A 17,945-nucleotide genomic window follows, 5' to 3' on the forward strand; every position below is an offset into this window, starting at 1 on the left:
GCTCCTCGGCATGCCGGCCTCCCGACCCGCTGGCATGCTGGTGCCGTGCATGCGGAGACGATCGCGCGACAGTGGCGGGTGCCACCGGCCCTGCCGGTGGTCAAGCTGGCCTCGGCGGCCGCCCTGCTCGCCCTCGGGCTGCTGCTCGCCGACGGTGACCTGCTCCGGCCGGTCCTCGGCGGGCTGGGCGCGGCGGCGCTCGTCGCCTGGGGCGTACGCGACCTGGTCGCACCGGTCCGGCTCGCCGTGGATGTGGCCGGGATCACCGTGTCGGCGGGGTGGGCTCGGCGGCAGCACCTGCCCTGGTCGGCGGTTCAGACCATCCGTGTGCAGCGCGGGCGGGGCTTCGCCGGGCCGGCATTGGAGATCGACACGGGAGATTCGCTGCACCAGTTCGGCCGGCTTGACCTCGGCGCCGATCCCGCCGAGGTCGCCGACGCGCTACACGCCGCCCGCCCACCGGCCGACTGAGGCGGTGCCGGGCAGCTCAAGGCCGCGCCGGGCGCAGCTGAAGGCGGTGCCGGGCGGCTGGGGTGTTGCCCGGCGCCGCCTCAGCCGAGCAGGGTGGCGGTACGGACCAGGGCCAGCCCGAGCAGCGCCACCAGGATGATCCCGGCACCGCCGAACTGCACCAGTGTCCGGCGGGACCGGGGAGCGTAGGCCAGCACCAGGGCCATCAGCGCGCCGAACACCAGGCCACCCAGGTGACCGGCGATCGAGATCTGCGGCACGGTGAAGGTGAAGATCAGGTTGATCACCAGGATGGGCACGATGGCCGAGGTGTCCCGGCCCAGCCGCCGCATGATCACAAAGGTGGCCGCGAAGAGACCGAAGACGGCGGTCGATGCGCCGGCCGACATCTGGTTGGGCGCGCTGAACACGTAGACGGCGACGTTTCCCCCGAAGCCGGCGATGAAGTAGAGCACGCCGAAGCGCAGCGGCCCGAGCACCCCCTCCAACGCCCGGCCGAGCACCCAGAGCGCCCACATGTTGAGCAGCAGGTGCACCACGCCGTAGTGCAGGAACATCGCGGTGATCAGGCGGTACCACTGGCCCTCGGCGACCCCGCCGATGGTGCCGTCGAGGAACATCGCCCGGCCCAGCACCGCGCCCCACTCGGTCAGCGGCGTGCTGCCGCCCATCAGCCCACCGAAGCCGGCACCGCCGGCCGCCGCGTCCCCGCCCCGGTCGGAGGCGATGGAGAGCAGCATCACCAGCAGGTTGACGCCGATCAGGGTCTTCGTGACGTAGCCGTGCCGGCCGGCGTCACCGCCACCGAAGACGGTCCGCGTCGGCCGCACGCTCCGGCGCCCCTGTGCCACGCACTCCGGGCACTGGAACCCGACCGACGCCTCGTTCATGCAGTCCGGACAGATCGATCGGTCGCATCGGGTGCACCGGACGTACGTCTCCCGGCCGGGGTGGCGGTAACAGGCCGGCGTGGTCGGCGGGGACTCGCTCACCGCTGGCCCCAGATGCCCGAGCGCTCAGTCATGCGAGCAAAGGTACCCCGACCCGCCGCTCAGGCCGATCGAGGCGTACCCCGGCTTGTCCCGCCCGCCGCGCCCGGCCCCGGGGCGGGCGGGACCTCGACACGGGTCAGGCCGAGCGCTCGATCTCGATGCGCTCGATCACCACGTCCTGGAGCGGCCGGTCGCTGGGACCGGTCGGGGTGTTGGCGATCGTGTCGACGACCTTCGCCGACTGCTCGTCGGCGACCTGACCGAAGATGGTGTGCCGGTTGTTCAGGTGCGGCGTCGGCGACACGGTGATGAAGAACTGCGAGCCGTTGGTGCCGGGCCCGGCGTTCGCCATCGCCAGCAGGTACGGCCGGTCGAAACGCAGCTCGGGGTGGAACTCGTCGGCGAAGGTGTAGCCCGGCCCGCCGCGACCGGTCCCGGTGGGGTCGCCCATCTGGATCATGAACCCGCCGATCACCCGGTGCGAGATGGTGCCGTCGTAGTACGGCCCACTGCCGGGCTGCCCGGTACGCGGGTCGGTGTACTCGCGCGTGCCCTCGGCCAGCTCGACGAAGTTGCGGACGGTCTTCGGTGCGTGGTTGCCGAAGAGCTCCAGCCGGATCGGGCCGGCGTTGGTGTGCAAGGTGGCGTAGACAGCCTCGGCCACGGGTACTCCTCACTCGTTGGTCAGTTCCATGCGGATCCTCCCATGTGCCCGATCTGGACATGCGGAGGCATCCGAAGGTGGAGGATGAGACAGAGCAACTCCCAGGAGGTGGGACCGTGTTTGGAATCCGGCGGCGCAAGACCCAGGGGCAACTGGCCCGGGCCGAGCTGAGCCGCGGCATCGGTCACCTGCGGCAGGCCGCCACGCACGCGGCGAGGGGGGCCGGCGACACGGTCGGCCCGCGCGTACAGGCGGCCCGCGGCGCCGTGGCGCCGACCGCAGTCGTCGTCCGGGACCGCGCGTCCAGCGGCCTCGCGACGACGGCCGCGGCGCTCGCGCCCCTCGCCCTGGCCGTGCGTCAGGCGCAGTCCGAGGCGGCCGGCCGGGCCGTAGCGGGAAAGAAGGCCGCCGCCGCCAAGCAGGCCGAGGTCAGCAGGAAGGCGAAGAAGAAGATGAAGGCGAAGAGGAAGTCCCGCCGGAGCGGGCCCATGATGGCCGGGTTGCTCGCCGCCGGTGTGGTGGCCGGGCTGGCCGGCGCGATGGCCATGCGGCGTCATCGCGAGCAGCAGGAGTGGGCCGAGTACGACGCGCAGGCCGCGCTCGACCCGATGCACGACGAGGTGGAGACCATCGAGGTACGCACGGCCGGCCCGGTCGCCGCCGGCAAGGCCTCGACCGGAGCGGGCAGTTCGGCGGTGGCCGGCGGCGACAGCGCCTCCACCACCACCCCACCCGCACCACCCAAGCCCACCCCCACCGACAAGGTCCCCTCCGTCGCCGAGGGTGCCCGCACCAGCACCGGTCGCCCCGCCGACAACCTCAACAAGGCCACCAACACCAAATCCAACACCCGCGCCTAGCACCCACCCTCCCCCACCTCCCCCTGCCTCAGGGTTGATCATGAAGTTGTTGCCGCGACACGCCGGTGAGAGTGGCAACAACTTCATGATCAACCCTGAGGCAGGGGGAGGGGGTGGGATGGGTGGGAGTTAGAGCCAGTCGTTGCGGCGGAACCAGCGGTAGAGGGTGAGGGAGATGCCGAGCATGAGGGCCAGGACGACGGGGTAGCCGTAGGTCATCTTCAGCTCGGGCATGAAGTCGAAGTTCATGCCGTAGATGCCGGCGATCGCGGTCCACACGGCGGCGATGGCGGCCCAGGCAGCGATCTTGCGCATGTCGTTGTTCTGGTCGACCGTCACCTGGGCCAGCCGCGCCTGAAGGATCGAGTTCAGCAGGTCGTCGTACGAGTTGACCAACTCGACGGTGCGGCTGAGATGGTCCTGCACGTCGCGGAAGTAGCGGCGTACCTCCTTGGGCACGTCCCGGTTCATCTGGGTGGTCAGCGCCAGCAGCGGACGCTGCAACGGCATCACCGCCCGCTTGAACTCGACCAGCTCCCGCTTCAGCTGGTAGATCCGCTGGATCCGGCCGCTGGCCTGGCGGTCGAAGACCTCCGTCTCCAGCACATCCATGTCGTCCTCGAGCTGGTCGGCGACCTCCAGGTAGAGGTCGACGACCCGGTCGGTGATCGCGTACGCGACGGCCCAGGGGCCGTTCAGCAGCAGCTCCTGCCGGGCCTCCAGCTCCTCGCGTACGGGCGCGAGACGGCAGGCGTCCCCGTGCCGGACGCTGATCACGAAGTGCGGACCGATGAAGAGCATCACCTGCCCGGTCTCCACGACGTCGGAGTTCTCGGTCAGTTCGGTGTGTTCGCAGTACCGGGCGGTGCGCAGCACCAGGAAGCTGACCTCGCCGAAGCGCTCCAGCTTCGGACGCTGCTGGGCCTTGACCGCGTCCTCCACGGCCAGCTCGTGCAGTCCGTAGGTCGTGGCGATCTCGGTCATCTCGGCGAGTTCCGGCTCGTGCAGCCCGAGCCAGACGAAGCCGGTCTCGGCGTCGCGGGCCGCCGCCAGCGCACCGGCGTAGTCCCAGTCACCGGCCTGCCGCCGGCCGTCGAGGTAGAGCGCGCAGTCGACCACCGCGCTGCGGTGTTCGGCCGGCGTCTGGGTGGGCGGGGATCCGTCGGCGTTGAGTCGCCGCGTCATCGCGCGTACCGGTGACCAGTTGCGGGGCCGCAGGGTCCGGCCGCCGTTGGGGGATTCCGCCCGGTCGTCATTCCGGGACGGGCTGTCCGGCGAGGTCGTCCCCGCTCGCTGCGTCCGTTCCGTCATCACGCCCCCTCCCGCGCCCGGCTGCGGCTTGCAGGTTACGCCGCCGCACCGATCATGGCCGCTGCGCGGCAGGGGTGGCGCCGGACGGGCCGGACCGCTTCGGGGGGTGAGGGGGCGATCCGGCCCGCCCGACGCCGTTGGGGGCGGGGGGTGTTGCTGGCGGCGTCACACCAACGCGCGGGCGGCCGGGCCGCACCGGTACGCAGACCGCAGCGGCCGCAGCCGGCCCGATCTCCAGTACACGTGGTGAGTGACGCTCGCAGCATTGTGGGCCCCGAGCCGCCCTTACGGGAGCCCTGGGGCAGCCACTATCGCCGTTCTGTCGGAAACCCGACAGAAATTCAGCCGCGTACCGCCGCCATCGCCTCGGCCAGACGCCGTACACCCTCGTCGATCCGGTCCGCGGTGACGGCGGAGTAGGCCAGCCGGAGGGCGTGCCGCCCACCGTCGACCACGAAATCGCTGCCCTTGACCACCGCGACGCCACGCTCGGCCGCCGCCGGGGCCAGCCGATCGACGTCGACATCCTCGGGCAGCTCGACCCAGAGGAAGTAGCCGCCGTCCGGCTCCACGAACCGGGCCTCGGGAATGTGCCGACGCAGCGACTCGGCGAGCACGCCCGCGCGCTCGCCGAGGGCCGCCCGGACCGTCTCGATCGAACGCTCGATGTCCCCCGACACGCAGAACTGGTGCACGATGGCCTGCGCGACCATTCCCGGGGAGATGTAAAGACTGGTGGCGTTCTTCGCGATGTCCCTGATCAGGTCCGCCGGGCCCACCAGGTAGCCCACCCGCACCCCGGGGCAGACGGTCTTGGTGAAGCTGGACGCGTGCACGACGACGCCGCGGGTGTCCATCGACAACATCGACGGCAGCGCCTCGCCCCGGAACCGGATGTCGGCGTACGGGTCGTCCTCGAAGATCGTGAAACCGAACTCGGCGGCCAGGTCCAGCAGTTCGCGGCGCTTCTCCAGGGACAGCGTCACGCCCGCCGGGTTCTGGTAGTTCGGGATGACGTGTGCCAGCCGGGGGCGCACCCCGGTCTCCAGCAGCTTGCGGAACTCGGCAGTGTCCAGGCCGTCCGGCTCGACGGTGACAGCGTGCAGTTCACTGCCCAGGTTCTTCAGGTTGAGCAGGGTGCGGTCGTAGGTGGGACGCTCCACCACCACCGCGTCGCCGGCGCGCACCAGGTGATCGAAGAGGAAGGCGTCGGCCTGCAGCGAGCCGTTGGTGACCAGCACCTGCTCCGCCTCGACCCCGTGCTTCTCGGCGATCCACTTCCGCAGTGGAACGTAGCCGACGGAGGTGCCGTACGCCGTGACCCCGGCGGGGTCGGCGTCGAACGCGCGGACGGCGGCGGCCTTGAGCCCCTCGACATCGACGATGTCCAGCGAGGGGGCGCCACGGGCGAAGGAGATCAGCTGCTCGGCGGTCATGGCTGTTCAGCGTACGGGCGCCGGCGGGACGTACGCGGACGGCACGGCGATGTCCGCATCCTGAGCCACCGGGTCGGGTGAACCGCCGTCGAAGGAGGACCGCCGGATCAGCCGGTGTTGACCATCCAGCGGGCGGCCCACACCCGCATGATGTCGCGTACGGAGATCACCCCGGCGACCTCGCGGCCGTCCAGGACGACCAGGTGCCGGAAGCCGCCCCGGGCCATCGCCGCGGCCGCCTCCTCGATCGTCCATTCCGGCCCGGCGTAGACCACGTCCCAGGTCAGGTGGGCGCCGGTCCGCTCGACGTCGCAGTCCAGGCCGGCTCCGATCGCGTTGAGCACGTCGCGTTCGGTCATGATCCCGATGCCCTCGGAATCCGGGTCGATCACCACGGCCGAACCGATGCCACGCTCCGACATCATCCGCGCCGCCTGGCGGAGCGTGTGCTCCGGACCGACCACGAGGATCTCACTGGACATCGCTTCCCGAACCTGCATGACATCACTCCTTTGGGACGGCTGCCGGTTACCCGTAATGGTGAGCGCCGTACGTTTCCAGGACAAGACCGGACATCGGCGCGGGCGGACGACGGCGGCTAGTGTTCTTGACGTGTCCGCCGAGCCGCTGCGCTGCGCGGGAGCGCTGGTCGTCGCTCCCGACGGACGCCTCTTCTTCCAACGCCGCTCGCCGCACCGGCGTCTCTTCCCCAACTGCTGGGACATCGTCGGCGGCCATCTCGAACCGGGCGAGACCGTCGAGGCCGCACTGCGCCGGGAGGTGACCGAGGAGACCGGCTGGCGGGTCTCCGAGGTGGTCGCCAAGGTCGGCGAGTACCACTACGTCGGCGACGACGGCCTGGCCCGGATCGAGAGCGACTGGCTGGTCCGGGTCGACGGCGATCTGGCCGCGCCCGTGCTGGAGGCGGGCAAGCACACCGAGTACCGCTGGCTCGGCCCCGACGACATCGACCTGCTCGACGAGCACCGCGACGTCAACGACGGGCTGATCCGGCGGATCGCCGAGCGGGCCTTCACCCTCCTGCGGTCCACCGGTTCGTGAGCCACACCGGATGACCGTCCCGGCCGGTGCTGGCCGGCCGGACCGTCCTGGCCGGGCGACCGGTGACAGGTACCTCGCTGGCGGCGCTATCCTCCTTCGGTGAACGCCGCGAGAACAGGAACTGATGCCGGCATGGTCGGAATGGTGCTGGCAGCTGGAGCCGGCCGCCGGTTGCGCCCGTACACCGACACCCTGCCGAAGGCGCTGGTGCCGGTGGACGGCGAGATCACCATCCTCGACATCGCGCTGCGCAACCTGGCCGAGGTGGGGCTCACCGACGTCGTGGTGGTGGTCGGCTACGCCGCGGACGCCGTCCGCGACCGCCAGGCCGAGCTGGAGCGCAGGTACGGCGTCACGATCACCCTCGTGCACAACGACCGGGCCGAGGAGTGGAACAACGCGTACTCCCTCTGGCTCGCCCGCGACTGGTTCTCCCGGGGGGTGTTGCTGGTCAACGGCGACACCGTGCACCCGGTGAGCGTGGAGAAGACCCTGCTGGCCGAGCGCGGTCCCGGCCTCCTGCTGGCGATCGACACCATCAAACCGCTGGCCGAGGAGGAGATGAAGACCACCTTCGACGCCGCCGGCCAGCTCACCCGGATCACCAAGCTGATGGACCCGGGCGAGGCGTACGGCGAGTACATCGGGGCCACCCTGATCGAGCCGCAGGTGGCCGGTCCCCTCGCCGACGCGCTGGAGACGACCTGGCGGCGCGACCCGAACCTTTACTACGAGGACGGGTACCAGGAGTTCGCCGACCGTGGTGGCGAGGTGCGACCCGCCCCGATCGGGGACGTGGCATGGGTGGAGGTCGACAACCACGCCGACCTGGCCCGGGCACGGGAGATCGCGTGCCGCTACTAGCCCGTACCGTCACGACGCCACTGTCGATCGAGGTCCGCCGGGGCGCGGTGGCCGACCTCGGCGCGCTGCTGGCCGATCGGCGGATCTCCAGCGGCGGTGACGTCGCGGTGGTGGTCGGGCCCGGCCAGGGCGAGAAGATCGTCGACCTGTGCCGGCCCTCACTCGGGTCGGCCGACGTCTTCACCGTCGCCGGCGGCAGCGTCGACTCCGCGAACGAGCTGGGTGACCGGTTGCGCCGGCGCAACTACGACGCGGTCGTCGGCATCGGCGGCGGGAAGACCATCGACACCGCCAAGTACGCCGCCACCCGCTACGGCATCCCGATGGTCACCGTGGCGACCAGCCTCGCCAACGACGGGATCGCCTCACCGGTGGCGTCCCTGACCCACGAGGGCGGCAAGGGCTCGTACGGGGTGCACATCCCGATCGCCGTCCTGGTCGACCTCGACTTCGTGGAGAACGGGCCGGACCGGCAGACCCAGGCCGGCATCGGCGACGCGGTGAGCAACCTGAGCGCCTGCGCCGACTGGGAGCTGGCCCACGAGGTACGCGACGAGCCGATCGACGGGCTCGCCGTGACGCTGGCCCGCACCGGGGCGGAGGCGCTGGTCAACCACCCCGGCAAGATCACCGAGGACGGGTTCCTCACCACGCTGGCCGAGGCGCTGATCCTGGGCGGCATCTCGATGTCGATCTGCGGTTCCAGCCGCCCGGCCAGCGGCGGCGACCACGAGATCTCGCACGCCATCGACCACCTCTACCCGGGCACCGGCTCGCACGGCGAGCAGGTCGGGCTCGGCGCGCTGTTCTGCACCTTCCTCCGTGGCGATCTGGAGCGGTTCGGCCATCTCGCCCGCTGCCTGCACCGGCACGGCCTGTCGACCCGGCCGGGTGACCTGGGCCTCACCGACGAGCAGTTCGTCGAGGCGGTGGCCTTCGCCCCGCGTACCCGGCCGGACCGCTACACGATCCTCGAACACCTCGCGCTGTCCGACGACGACCTTCGTACCCGGCTGGGAGACTACGTTGACGCCCTCCGTGAGCACCTTGGCTGAGCCGTCCCACCCCACGGTCGCCGACTTCCACCGGGTGAACCGCGGTGGTGGCCTGTTCAGCGAGTCGGTGAGCCAGTGGATCGGCGCGGTCTTCGCGCTGGTCGCCCAGCGTCTCGGGCTGCGCCCGACCGTGCTGACCGTCACCAACCTGCTGCTCGGGCTGGCCACCTCGGTCACCGTGGTCGCGCTCGCCGGTCCGGTCGCCGCCGGGGACGTACCGGCCGGGGTGGTCGGGCTGGTCGCCCTGATCGGCTGGCAGATCGCGTACGCGCTGGACTGCGCCGACGGTCAGCTGGCCCGGGTTACCGGGCAGGGCAGCACGGCCGGCGCCCGGGTCGACGTGCTCTGCGACGTGGCCGCCCAGATCGCCCTGGTCGCCGCGCTCTCCGCCACCGCCGTGGCGCAGCGCCCGGAGACGCCGACCTGGCTGGTGGCGACCTTCGCCGGCACCTGGATGGTCAACCTGGTCACCTCGGTGATGCAGTCCGGCCCGAACGCGGCCAGCATGGTCAGCTCGACCTCGCTGCCCGTACGCCTGGTGAAGCTGGTCCGCGACTACGGCGCGGTGATCTTCGTGGCCGCCCTGGTGCTGGCGCTCGCCCCGGCCCTCGCCTTCTGGGTGATCGTGGCGTTCACGGTGATCAACGGCGGCTTCCTGCTGGCCAGCATCGCCTTCTCCGCCCGCGCCAGCCTCCGCTGACCCCCCAAGGAGATCGACTCCCCCGCACCTCGACGCCCAAGATCCGGACAACATCAGGGATGTTGCTGTCTCAGACCGGAACGAGGCAGCAGTATCAGGGAAACTGCGCGGATCATGACCGGTGTCCGGGATCCTCGATACGCTACGCGGGCGCGGTGGGGTCAGCGGCTGGTGCGCACCAGCCCGGCGTAGACGTCGATGAGCCGCTTGGTGACCACATCGGGGTGGAAGGTGCGCTCGTACCTCAACCGGGCGGCACCGGAGAGCGTCGCGGCTCCAGCCCGGGCCACCGGCAGTGCCGCGGCCAACGCGGCCGGCTCCGGGGGCACCACCCAGCCGGCCTGTCCGGCCAGGATCGCGGTGGGCAGGGCGCTCACTCCGACGGTCGGCTCCCCACCGGCCGGGGCGGAGGCGACGGCGGCCGGGCCGGTGCCGGCGGGTTCCCGGGGAGTGTCCGCGCCGACCAGGTACGGGATGCCGCCGAGCGCGGTGCCGAGCACCGGCCGCCCGCTGGCCAGCGCCTCGATGATCACGGTGGGCAGGACGTCGTGCCAGGTGGAGGTGGCCAGCACCACGGCGCTCGACGCCAGCGCGTCGCGGACTCCCGCCCGGTCCAGCGGGCCGAGGTAGGTGACGTCGGACCGCTCGGTCGCCGCCGCCTCGACCAGCGGGCGCAGCTCGCCGTCCCCGGCGATCCGCAGCGGCCCGAGCGCGCCGTCCGGATGCCGGCGCCAGGCGTCCAGCAGCAGGTCGAGGCCCTTCTCCGGGGAGAGCCGGCCGAGGAAGAGGAAGCCGTGACCGAGCGGCGCGGGTGTGCCGGGGTCGGGGATGCCGTTCGGCTTGACCACGATCCGCTCGGCGGGGATACCGTAGTCGCGCAGGTGGTCGGCGACCGCGCTGGTCAGGGCGATGAACCGGTCCACCGACTTCCAGGTGCCCCGGTGCACGGCCAGGGTGGTGGCCATCAGCGCGCTCTGCGCCCGCGACCCGCGGTAGCAGCGATGCACCACCGCCGGTACGCCCAGGGCCCGCCCCCGGCAGTCCTGGCAGATGATGCCGTCGCGGAAGTACAGCCCGGAGGAACAGACCTGGCGGTAGTTGTGCACCGTCTGCACCACCGGCACGCCGTGCCGGTGCGCGGTCCGCACCACCCAGGGCGAGAGCAGTGGGTACGGGTTGTGCAGGTGCAGCACGTCCGGGCGGTGCTCGGTGAGCAGCCGACCCAGTTCCTGCTGGGCCCGCGGCGCGTAGATCGGGGAGATCGGCAGCAGTGCCTTCGCCGTCTTCGGCATCGTCGCGATCTCGTCGGAGCTGCGCAGGAACGGCAGCACCTGGACCCCGGCGGCGGTGAGCTGGGCGATCTCCGCGTCGACGATGGTGTTCTCACCGGAGGGCTGGGCTTCCCGATACCGGTTGTGCGCCACCACGATTCTCACCGAGCTTGCCTTTCGTTCGCGACTGCGGGACTCGCAAGCTCATTCCTCGCGCTCACGGGCACAGACGCTACCGTTAGCAACGTGCCCGAACTACCCGAGGTGGAGGCGCTCGCGGGTTACCTGCGGCAGCGCGCGGTGGGCCGCTGTGTCGACCGCCTGGAGGTCGCGGCGATCAGCGCCCTCAAGACGTACGACCCGGCCCCGACCGCCGTCGCCGGCCGGGCGGTGACCGACGCCCGGCGGCACGGCAAGTTCCTCGACATCGCCTTCGACGGCGGCCTGCACCTGGTGGTCCACCTGGCCCGGGCCGGCTGGCTGCACTACCGGGAGGCGTTCGCCTCGAACGTCCCGCTGCGCCCCGGAAAGGGGCCGATCGCGGTCCGGGTCCGGCTCGACGACGGTTCCGGCTTCGACCTGACCGAGGCCGGTACGCAGAAGAAGCTCGCCGCCTACCTGGTGACCGACCCGCAGGCGGTGCCCGGGGTGGCCAAGCTCGGGCCCGACGCCCTCTCGGCCGACCTCGCCACCTTCGCCGGAGCGCTGCGCGGCCGGCGAGGCCAGGTCAAGGGGGTGCTCACCGACCAGGGGGTGCTCGGCGGGGTGGGCAACGCGTACTCGGACGAGATCCTGCACGAGGCGAAGCTGTCACCGTTCGCACTGACCGACCGGCTGACCGACGACCAGATGGCGGGCCTGCACGCGGCGACCCGCCGGGTGCTCGGCGACGCGGTGACCCGCTCGCTGGGGCAGCGGGCCGCGGAGCTGAAGGGCGAGAAGCGGTCCGGGCTGCGGGTGCACGCCCGCACCGGGCTGCCCTGCCCGGTCTGTGGGGACACCGTCCGAGCGGTCTCGTTCGCCGACTCCAGCCTCCAGTACTGCCCGACCTGTCAGACCGGGGGCAAACCCCTAGCTGACCGACGGTTGTCCCGAATCGTACGGTGAGTAACGCCACTGTCGACTACGGAGAGGAATCGGACGCGACGGACGCAACCACCGGTCCGGCGCTCTACCCGGGCCGCCATCCATCGGTATAGTGGCCCCGGTCCCCGGCTTCCGAATGGCATGGGGCCGGCCAGATCCCAGGCGGAACGTGGCCCGTCGCGCTACGTCCCCCGGGTCGGCGACGGGTACGGAACCCGCGTGGGAAACTGGAACGGTGGGCGACCCGGGCGGTCACGGCGAGTGATCAGCACGGGTCATGCGGGAGGACATGGGTGAGGTGACGACTAGCCTCCAGCGCCCGGTGACCAACGAAGGCCGGAGCAGACTCGTGCGGCACGTCGACAGCTTCGAGATCCAGCCGCCGACCCCGCCGACCCCGAACGGGGTACCCCGGTCGGCGTGGGCCCGGGCCCGGCGACGCGTCTCCCGCTGGCATCGCCCCTACACGGCGATCCTGTTGCTGCTCGACTTCGCGGCGGTGGCCTTCGCCAGCTTCACCGCGATCCGCACCTTCGACCAGGCCACCGCCGGCTTCTACGACGCCCAGAACGACCCGACCTGGTTCTTCACGGTGGCGTTCCTGCTGTTGCCGCTGGGCTGGGTGGTGATCCTCTGGTTCAACGGCGCCTACGACCGGCGGTACCTCGGGCTCGGGCCGGACGAGTTCAAGCGGGTGATCCGGGCCGGGGTGGCGGTCTGCGCGACCGTGTCGTTCGTCGCCTTCGCCACCAAGACCGACCTGTCCCGGTTCACGGTCGGCACCGCGCTGCTGCTGGCCCTGCTGCTGATCCTGCTGGGCCGGATCCTGGCCCGCTTCGTGCTGCACGTGGTCCGCCGCAACATCCAGCAGGCGGCGCACCGGATGGTGCTGGTCGGCACGCTGCCGGAGTGCCTGGAGGTCCACACGGCGGTCACCCGGAACCCGGCGGCCGGGCTGGTGCCGGTCGCCATCCACATCACCGACGGCTACGCGGCGGCCAAGGGCGTGCAGACCCCGGTCCCGGTGTACGCGGGCCGCGACGTGCTGGCCCTGGTGCGGGAGGTCGGCGCCGACACCATCGCGGTCTGCGGCTCGGCCAGCGCGGAGCCCGGCGAGCTGCGCCGCCTGGCGTGGCAGCTGGAGGGCTCCGGCGTCGATCTGGTGGTGGCACCGCAGTTGACCGACATCGCCGGTCCCCGGGTGCACATCCGCCCGATCGAGGGCCTGCCGCTGCTGCACGTCGAGGAGCCGACCCTGTCCGGGCCGGCGCTGCTGGCCAAGAACATGATGGACCGGATCGCCGCCGGGCTCGGCCTGCTGATGCTGCTCCCCGTCTTCCTCGCCGTCGCCGTCGCGATCCGGATCTCCGACTCGGGGCCGATCTTCTTCCGTCAGCCGCGGGTCGGGCACGAGGGGCGCACCTTCCGGGTGTGGAAGTTCCGGACCATGTACGTGGACGCGGAGGACCGGCTGGCCAGCCTGGTCGACCAGAACGAGACCGACGGCATGCTGTTCAAGATGAAGCAGGATCCCCGGGTCTTCCCGGTGGGCCGCTTCCTGCGCGCGTCGTCGCTGGACGAGCTGCCGCAGCTGATCAACGTGCTGAAGGGCGAGATGTCGCTGGTCGGGCCGCGTCCGTTGCCCGCCGACGACGGCGACTTCCTCGGCGATGTGCGGCGCCGGCTGCTGGTCCGTCCCGGCATGACCGGGTTGTGGCAGGTGTCCGGCCGATCCGATCTCTCCTGGGACGAGGCGGTCCGGCTGGATCTCTACTACGTCGACAACTGGTCGCTGGCGTACGACCTGAGCATCCTGTGGCGCACGGTGGGTGTGGTGGTCGCGCGCAAGGGCGCGTACTGAGACCCCGCTCTTTTCCACCGCCGCCGCAACCAGCAGGATCGTCGACGTGGGTGGCAACCTCTCCGCCGTGGTCGGAGTCTTCTCGCTGGTCACCGTGCTGGCCGCAGCGCTGTTCGCGGTCGGCCGGCTGCGCGGGCGGCGGGGCATCGCCACCGCCGGCCAGCGGGCCACCTACGAGGTGCTGCACACCGCCGGGCTCGCCGCCGAGCCGCTGCGGGCCGGGCTGAACCCGGCCGGCGCCGCCAAGGCCGCCCGCCACCTGCGCACGCTGGTGGGTGCGGAGGGGCTGGCGTTGACCGACACCGACGACCTGCTCGCCCTCGACGGGCGCGGCACGCACCACGGGGAGCAGCTGCGCGCGGCGGCACGGCGGGTGGTGGCCTCGGAGCGCTCCACCGTCCTCGGCGAGTCGGAGCTGACCTGCGACCGGGTCGACTGCCCGGTCCGGGGCGCGGTGGTGGCCCCGCTGGGCGGCGCGGAGGGTCGGATCGTCGGCGCGCTGGTCGCCATCACCGACGGCGCACCGGCCCCGGGCCTGGTGCAGGCCACTCTGGAGACCGCGCACTGGGCCGGCAGCCAGCTCGCCCTGGCGGAGTTGGACTCGTCCCGGGAGCGACTGGCCCGGGCCGAGGTGCGCGCGCTGCGGGCCCAGATCAGCCCCCACTTCATCTACAACGCGCTGACCGCGATCGGCTCGTTCGTCCGTACCGACCCGGAGCGGGCGCGGGAGCTGATCCTGGAGTTCGCCGAGTTCACCCGGTACTCGTTCCGGGCGCACGGTGAGTTCACCACGTTGGCCGAGGAGCTGCGGTCGATCGACCGCTACCTGACGATCGAGCGGGCCAGGTTCGGCGACCGGCTCCAGGTACGCCTCCAGATCGCCCCCGAGGTGCTGCCGGTGACCCTGCCGTTCCTGTGTTTGCAGCCGCTCGTGGAAAACGCGGTCCGGCACGGGTTGTCGCGCAAGCCCGGCACGGGCATGGTGAGCATCGAGGCCCGGGACGCGGGCGCGGAATGTCACATAACGGTGGAGGACGACGGAGTGGGCATGGATCCGGCCACGCTGACCGCCGGGATCGTCGAGCTGGCCGGGCCGGCCGGCGATCCACGGGACGACCTGGGCCAGCACGTCGGCCTGTCGAACGTCGACGAGCGGCTCCGGTCGGTCTTCGGGGACGGGTTCGGCCTGGTCGTCGAGACCGGTCCGGGCTCCGGGACGAAGGTCAGCATCCGGGTGCCGAAGTTCCATCCCGGCGTACGGGCAGGCTCGTGACCGGCAACGGCGCCGCCACCCCCGGCTTCCTGCGCGTGCTCGCGGTGGACGACGAGCCGCCGGCACTGGACGAGCTGGCGTACCACCTGCGTACCGATCCCCGGGTGGCCCGGTTGCACACGGCCGGCGACGCCACCGAGGCGCTGCGGGTGCTCCGGGACGGCGACGTGGACGTGGTCTTCCTGGACATCCGGATGCCCGGCCTGGACGGGATGGAGCTGGCCCGGGTGCTGCGTCGCTTCGCCCGGCCACCGGCGATCGTCTTCGTCACCGCGTACGACGACGGCGCGGCGGACGCGTTCGACCTGGGCGCCACCGACTACGTCCGCAAGCCGGTGCGCGCGGAGCGGCTGGCCGAGGCGTTGCGCCGGGTGGTCGGCTCGCGGGTGGTGCCGGCCCATCCGGCCGCGCTGGCCCGGGCCGAGGAGGATCCGACGATCCCGATCGAGCTGGCCGGCAGCACCCGGATGCTGCCCCGCTCCGCGGTGCGCTGGGTGGAGGCACAGGGCGACTACGCGCGGCTGCACACCGCCGACGGAGCGCACCTGGTCCGGGTGTCGCTGGCGACGCTCGCCGAACGGTGGGCCGATGCCGGATTCGTCCGGATCCACCGGTCGTACCTGGTGCAGCTACGGCTGATCGCCGAACTGCGGCTGGTCAACTCCGGCTACGTGGTGGTGGTCGACAGCAGCGAGTTGCCGGTCAGCCGGCGGCACATCCGGGAGCTGAAGGACAAGCTGGTCCGCGCCGTGAAGCAGGAGTGGAGCCGCTGATCAGGCGCCACTTGCACCGGGTCATCCACAGGTCAGGATTCTTGTCCACAGGTTGTCCACAGCCCTCTTGACATTCCCAGCGGGCGGACGAGACTGCCGGGATGGCCGCCGAGGATCCTGTGCCGGCATCCCGACCCCAGCCCGACCGGGCGGACGGGGCCCGGCCCATGTCCGGACCGCCCGCGCGCACCCGGGTGGTGCTGGCCGAGGCGTCCCGCCGGCAGCACCGGGTCGCGGGCGCCCGCACCGAGCTGACCCAGCAGACCCGGGTCGGTGAGGCACTGGTGCGTGGCCTGGTCCGCGCCCAGTTGGCGCTGGCGCTGCAACTGTCGGCGGTGGTACTGGTCGGGCTGGGTGGGCTGCCCTGGCTGTTCGCCATCGCCCCCTCGGTGGGCCGGATGACCGTGCTCGGGGTCAACCTGCCCTGGCTGCTGCTCGCGGTGCTCTCCTTCCCGTTCCTGGTCGCGGTGGGCTGGACGTACGTGCGGTTGGCCGAGCGCAACGAGCAGGACTTCACCGACCTGGTCCAGCGACCGGAGCGATGACCATGGGCAACGACCTCGTCGTCCCGGCGATCGTGGCGGTCACCCTGGTCACCGTCGCGATCGGCTTCTACGGGCTGCGGCTGGCCCGCACCACCTCCGACTTCCTGGTCGCCTCCCGGGTGGTCAGCCCGACCTGGAACGCCGCCGCGATCGGTGGCGAGTATCTGTCGGCGGCGAGCTTCCTCGGTGTCGCCGGGCTGATCCTCAAGTACGGCGTGGACGTGCTCTGGTACCCGGTCGGCTTCGCCGCCGGCTACCTGGCCCTGCTGCTCTTCGTGGCCGCGCCGCTGCGCCGTTCCGGCGCGTTCACCCTGCCCGACTTCTGCGAGCTGCGGCTCGGCTCCGGCCGGTTGCGGACCCTGGCCACCGCCTTCGTGATCTTCATCGGCTGGCTCTACCTGGTGCCGCAGTTGCAGGGCGCCGGGCTGACGCTGGCCACCCTGGCCGGCTCGCCGTACCCGGTGGGCGCCCTGGTGGTGGCGGCGGTGGTGACCGCCAACGTGGCGCTCGGCGGGATGCGGGCGGTCACCTTCGTCCAGGCGTTCCAGTACTGGCTGAAGCTCACCGCGCTCGCCGTACCGGCGATCTTCCTCGCCCTGCAGTGGCAGGCCGACGGGCGACCGGCGGTGACGCCGCCCGACGGGCCGACGTTCCGCACCGCGACCACCGTCGTGGTCGAGCATCGCGCGGTGCTCACCCTGCCCGACGGGCAGACCCGGGAGGTACGCCCCGGCGACGAGCTGAGCTTTGCCGCGGGTGAGCCGGTGCCGGAGGTTTCCGGCATGGCCATCGGCGCCACCGACTGGCTGCTGCCCAGCACCGCCGGCTCCGACGACCGGGGCCTGTTCGCCACGTACTCGCTGATCCTGGCCACCTTCCTCGGCACCATGGGCCTGCCGCACGTGCTGGTCCGCTTCTACACCAACCCCGACGGCGCGGCCGCCCGACGCACCACGCTGGTGGTGTTGGCCCTGGTCGGGGTCTTCTACCTGCTACCCACGATCTACGGCGTGCTGGGCCGGATCTACACCCCGCAGCTGCTGCTCAGCGGCCAGACGGACGCGGTGGTGGTGCTGCTGCCCGAGGCGGCGCTCGGCGCCGGGACCACCGGCCGGTTACTGGCCGCGCTGGTCGCCGCCGGAGCGTTCGCGGCCTTCCTGTCCACCTCGTCCGGGCTGCTCACCAGCGTCGCCGGGGTGATCTCCACGGATGTGCTCGGCCGCGGCTCGGTACGCGGCTTCCGGCTGGCCACGGTGATCGCCGGGGTGGTGCCCACCGTCCTCGCGTTGAACATCTCCGGGCTGGACGTCTCGCAGGTGGTCGGGCTGGCCTTCGCCGTCGCCGCGTCCAGCTTCTGCCCGCTGCTGGTGCTCGGCATCTGGTGGCGAGGGCTCACCGACGCCGGCGCCGCGGCCGGCATCCTGGTCGGCGGTGGGGCCGCCGTGACCTCGGTGCTGGTCACCGTGCTCGGCCCGCCGCTGACCGGCTGGCCGGCCACCCTCACCGCCCAGCCGGCCGCCTGGACCGTGCCGCTGGCCTTCACGGTGATGGTCGCGGTCTCCCTGGCCACCCGCCGTCGCGCCCCGACCGACGTCGGCCGCACCATGCTCCGCCTGCACGCCCCCGAGGCGCTGCGCCTGTGAGCCGTGGTCGGCCGAGCCGGTCGCCAGTGCCTCGGGCGACCGATACGACTCGGGGATGACCGGAGATCGTCCCCAGGG

At 71.9% G+C, this 17,945-nt stretch carries 18 protein-coding genes; 12 read left to right on the forward strand and 6 right to left on the reverse strand.

Translation table 11 applies throughout. The features are described from left to right. The first annotated feature begins 45 nt into the window (after nt 1-45). The gene (locus O7615_RS12085; RefSeq protein ID WP_278177555.1) at nt 46-471 is read left to right on the forward strand and encodes a PH domain-containing protein; all 426 of its coding nucleotides are present in this window, start codon (nt 46-48) and stop codon (nt 469-471) included. A gap of 80 nt (nt 472-551) precedes the next feature. On the opposite strand, the gene O7615_RS12090 is transcribed toward O7615_RS12085, so the two are convergent. Then, on the reverse strand, nt 552-1,463 hold the full coding sequence (locus O7615_RS12090) for a rhomboid family intramembrane serine protease (RefSeq protein WP_278177556.1): 912 nt from the start codon (nt 1,461-1,463) through the stop codon (nt 552-554). A gap of 136 nt (nt 1,464-1,599) precedes the next feature. Then, entirely contained in the window at nt 1,600-2,127 is a 528-nt protein-coding gene (locus O7615_RS12095) for a peptidylprolyl isomerase (protein ID WP_278177557.1), read from the reverse strand. Nucleotides 2,128-2,186: 59 nt separating this feature from the next. On the opposite strand from O7615_RS12095, the gene O7615_RS12100 reads away from it, so the two are divergent. Beyond that, nucleotides 2,187-2,987: a hypothetical protein gene (locus O7615_RS12100; RefSeq protein WP_278177558.1), complete on the forward strand. Its 801-nt coding sequence runs from the start codon at nt 2,187-2,189 to the stop codon at nt 2,985-2,987. A 129-nt stretch (nt 2,988-3,116) separates the two neighbouring features. Here the strand turns inward: O7615_RS12100 and corA are convergent, their stop codons facing one another. The 3 genes from corA to O7615_RS12115 form a co-directional block, all read right to left on the reverse strand. Beyond that, a complete protein-coding gene (corA, locus tag O7615_RS12105; protein WP_278182071.1) occupies nt 3,117-4,172 on the reverse strand; it encodes a magnesium/cobalt transporter CorA in 1,056 nt (351 codons plus the stop codon). A gap of 467 nt (nt 4,173-4,639) precedes the next feature. Further along, the gene (locus tag O7615_RS12110) at nt 4,640-5,734 is read right to left on the reverse strand and encodes a PLP-dependent aminotransferase family protein (protein WP_278177559.1); all 1,095 of its coding nucleotides are present in this window, start codon (nt 5,732-5,734) and stop codon (nt 4,640-4,642) included. 107 nt (nt 5,735-5,841) lie between these two features. Beyond that, on the reverse strand, nt 5,842-6,234 hold the full coding sequence (locus tag O7615_RS12115) for a CBS domain-containing protein (RefSeq protein WP_278177560.1): 393 nt from the start codon (nt 6,232-6,234) through the stop codon (nt 5,842-5,844). Between the two features lie 112 nt (nt 6,235-6,346). Here O7615_RS12115 and O7615_RS12120 point away from each other — a divergent pair, with 112 nt between their 5' ends. The 4 genes from O7615_RS12120 (at nt 6,347) to O7615_RS12135 (ending at nt 9,415) form a co-directional block, all read left to right on the forward strand. Next, nucleotides 6,347-6,796, forward strand: a complete 450-nt coding sequence (locus O7615_RS12120; protein WP_278177561.1) for an NUDIX domain-containing protein — start codon at nt 6,347-6,349, stop codon at nt 6,794-6,796. A gap of 132 nt (nt 6,797-6,928) precedes the next feature. After that, nucleotides 6,929-7,660 (forward strand): phosphocholine cytidylyltransferase family protein, encoded by a 732-nt coding sequence (locus tag O7615_RS12125; protein ID WP_278182072.1) that lies wholly within the window; start codon nt 6,929-6,931, stop codon nt 7,658-7,660. Further along, a complete protein-coding gene (locus O7615_RS12130; protein WP_278177562.1) occupies nt 7,648-8,715 on the forward strand; it encodes an iron-containing alcohol dehydrogenase family protein in 1,068 nt (355 codons plus the stop codon). The genes O7615_RS12125 and O7615_RS12130 overlap by 13 nt, the downstream gene beginning before the upstream one ends. Continuing rightward, complete coding sequence (locus O7615_RS12135; protein WP_278177563.1) at nt 8,699-9,415, forward strand: CDP-alcohol phosphatidyltransferase family protein; 717 nt, start codon at nt 8,699-8,701, stop codon at nt 9,413-9,415. The genes O7615_RS12130 and O7615_RS12135 overlap by 17 nt, the downstream gene beginning before the upstream one ends. Nucleotides 9,416-9,576: 161 nt before the next feature. Here the strand turns inward: O7615_RS12135 and O7615_RS12140 are convergent, their stop codons facing one another. After that, nucleotides 9,577-10,851 (reverse strand): glycosyltransferase family 4 protein, encoded by a 1,275-nt coding sequence (locus O7615_RS12140; protein WP_278177565.1) that lies wholly within the window; start codon nt 10,849-10,851, stop codon nt 9,577-9,579. A gap of 81 nt (nt 10,852-10,932) precedes the next feature. On the opposite strand from O7615_RS12140, the gene O7615_RS12145 reads away from it, so the two are divergent. The 6 genes from O7615_RS12145 (at nt 10,933) to O7615_RS12170 (ending at nt 17,867) form a co-directional block, all read left to right on the forward strand. Further along, entirely contained in the window at nt 10,933-11,793 is an 861-nt protein-coding gene (locus O7615_RS12145; RefSeq protein ID WP_278177566.1) for a DNA-formamidopyrimidine glycosylase family protein, read from the forward strand. 268 nt (nt 11,794-12,061) lie between these two features. Continuing rightward, nucleotides 12,062-13,633, forward strand: a complete 1,572-nt coding sequence (locus tag O7615_RS12150) for a sugar transferase (protein WP_278182073.1) — start codon at nt 12,062-12,064, stop codon at nt 13,631-13,633. 46 nt (nt 13,634-13,679) lie between these two features. Continuing rightward, nucleotides 13,680-14,906 (forward strand): histidine kinase, encoded by a 1,227-nt coding sequence (locus O7615_RS12155; protein WP_278177568.1) that lies wholly within the window; start codon nt 13,680-13,682, stop codon nt 14,904-14,906. Next, entirely contained in the window at nt 14,903-15,679 is a 777-nt protein-coding gene (locus O7615_RS12160) for a LytTR family DNA-binding domain-containing protein (protein ID WP_278177569.1), read from the forward strand. Before O7615_RS12155 ends, O7615_RS12160 begins: the two co-directional genes overlap by 4 nt. 167 nt (nt 15,680-15,846) lie before the next feature. Continuing rightward, complete coding sequence (locus O7615_RS12165; protein ID WP_278177570.1) at nt 15,847-16,224, forward strand: hypothetical protein; 378 nt, start codon at nt 15,847-15,849, stop codon at nt 16,222-16,224. A 2-nt stretch (nt 16,225-16,226) separates the two neighbouring features. Continuing rightward, complete coding sequence (locus tag O7615_RS12170) at nt 16,227-17,867, forward strand: cation acetate symporter (RefSeq protein WP_278177572.1); 1,641 nt, start codon at nt 16,227-16,229, stop codon at nt 17,865-17,867. Nucleotides 17,868-17,945: the final 78 nt, after the last annotated feature.

The sequence above is a fragment of the Micromonospora sp. WMMD1082 genome, from assembly GCF_029626175.1.
Taxonomy (GTDB): Bacteria; Actinomycetota; Actinomycetes; order Mycobacteriales; family Micromonosporaceae; genus Micromonospora.